Below are 2,219 nucleotides of genomic sequence, written 5' to 3' on the forward strand. Positions count from 1 at the left end.
AAAGTGAGGGCTGCGATCCATTTTCCGGCGGGGCGAGGAGGCTCGAAACCGGAAAGGTGCGATCACGGGAGGAACTACCAGGGCCGGCCACGTTGCCGGCTCGCACGATAAGGTAGAACGCGCACAAGGGAGGAAATCATTATGCGCAAGTTAGTGACCAGCGTACTTGCTGGTATCGGCTTAACGCTTGCCTGCGGAACGTCCGTTTACGCGCAGGAAAAGTCACTCACCATCTTCTGGGCTGAATGGGATCCCGCAAATTATCTGCAGGAGCTCGGCAACGAGTACGAGAAGCAAACCGGCGTCAAGATCACGGTGGAAACCACCCCGTGGGCCGATTTCCAGACCAAGGCCTTTACCGAGTTCAACGCCAAGGGCAGCGCCTATGACCTGGTCGTCGGCGACTCGCAATGGCTTGGTGCCGCCTCCGAGGGCGGTCACTATGTCGACCTCACCGACTTCGTCAAAGAGAACAAGGTTCTCGACAAGATGGCTCCGGCGACGGTCAAGTTCTACTCCGAATATCCCGGCAACAGCGGCAAATACTGGTCGATCCCGGCCGAGGGCGACGCCGTGGGCTGGGCCTACCGCAAGGACTGGTTCGAGGATCCGAAGGAAATGGAAGCGTTCAAGGCCAAGTATGGCTACGACCTTGCCGTTCCGAAGACCTTCAAGGAAATGACCGACATCGCGGAGTTCTTCAACAGGCCCGACCAGAACCGCTACGGCATCGCCATCTACACCCAGAACCAGTATGACGGCCTGGCGATGGGCTTCGAGAACGCGCTGTTCTCGTATGGCGGTGAGCTCGGCGACTTCGGTACCTACAAGGTCGACGGCATCATCAACTCGGACAAGGCGGTGGCCGCGGCGGAAAACTACCGCAAGCTGTTCGGCTTCACGCCTCCGGGCTGGACCAACGCCTTTTTCGTCGAGAACAACCAGGCCATCACCGAAGGCCTGGCGGCGATGAGCATGAACTACTTCGCCTTCTTCCCCTCGTTGATCAACGAGGCGTCGAACCCGAACGCCAAGAACACCGGCTTCTTCGCCAACCCGGCAGGTCCAGGTGGCGAGCAGTTCGCCGCGCTCGGCGGCCAGGGCATTTCCGTCGTCTCCTATTCCAACAACAAGGAAGAGGCGATGAAATTCCTGAAGTGGTTCATCCAGGACGATACGCAGAAGAAGTGGGCGGCCCTCGGCGGCTACACCTGCAACAAGGCCGTGCTGGAATCGGCCGAGTTCCAGAACGCCACGCCCTACAACAAGGCCTTCTACGACACGATGTTCAAGGTCAAGGACTTCTGGGCGGTGCCGGAGTACGCGGAACTGCTGCAGCAGCTCAACCAGCGTGTCTATCCGTACATCGTAAACGGCGATGGTACGGCCAAGGAAATGCTGGATGCGCTGGCGAAGGATTGGGACGCCACGTTCAAGAAATACGGCCGCGGCCAATAACCGACATGTAGTGCGGAGGAGGCCCGTGCCTCCTCCGTTTTCTTTTTCAGGAATGGGAGCAGGTCTTGGCGACCACAATGATCACACCGCTGAATACCTCCTCCAGAGCCGCCTCTCGCGGCCTCAGCGACATTTCGATACGCAACCTCTTCATCATTCCGACGATCGTGTTCCTGATCGTCTTCAACATCTTTCCGCTGATCTATTCGCTCGGCTATTCCTTCACTGACTTCCGCGCATCGACCAATGCGCCGGCCAATTTCGTCGGACTGAAGAACTATCGCGAGCTCCTCAGCGACCCTTATATCTGGAACAATTTCGCGGTGACCGCGAAATACGTCATCGTCTCGGTCGTCGGTCAGGTTGTCGTCGGCTTTGGAACGGCAATGCTGCTCAATCGCACCATTCCGCTCAAGGGCCTGATCACGACATTGCTGCTCTTGCCGATGATGCTCTCGATGGCGGTGGTCGGCCTGTTCTGGAAGCTGCTCTACGATCCGTCCTGGGGTGTCATCAACTACGTGCTCGACCTCGGCAAATTCCAATGGCTCGGCGACCCGAAGATGGCGCTCTACGCGGTCGCGTTCACGGACATCTGGATGTGGTCACCCTTCGTCATGCTGTTATCGCTCGCCGGGCTTTCGGCGGTGCCGAAGCATCTTTACGAAGCTGCCGCGATCGACCGCGCCGGGCCGTTCTATACCTTCTTCCGCATCACGCTGCCGCTGGTCGCGCCGATCCTGATGATCGCGGTCATCTTC

At 58.5% G+C, this 2,219-nt stretch carries 2 protein-coding genes; both read left to right on the forward strand.

What is annotated here, in order from left to right; all coding sequences use genetic code 11:
* The first annotated feature begins 141 nt into the window (after positions 1-141).
* Positions 142-1,458 (forward strand): extracellular solute-binding protein, encoded by a 1,317-nt coding sequence (locus EN925_RS32735; RefSeq protein WP_013529494.1) that lies wholly within the window; start codon positions 142-144, stop codon positions 1,456-1,458.
* Between the two features lie 65 nt (positions 1,459-1,523).
* Positions 1,524-2,219: sugar ABC transporter permease (locus EN925_RS32740; protein WP_164894552.1), on the forward strand; the 696-nt coding region annotated here is incomplete at its 3' end.

Source organism: Mesorhizobium sp. M7A.F.Ca.US.006.04.2.1 (genome assembly GCF_004022915.1).
GTDB lineage: Bacteria > Pseudomonadota > Alphaproteobacteria > Rhizobiales > Rhizobiaceae > Mesorhizobium > Mesorhizobium ciceri.

Excerpts from the sequence above, each read along its gene's own strand:
- EN925_RS32735 (WP_013529494.1), top strand. The coding sequence starts at position 142 with ATGCGCAAGTTAGTGACCAGCGTACTTGCTGGTATCGGCTTAACGCTT.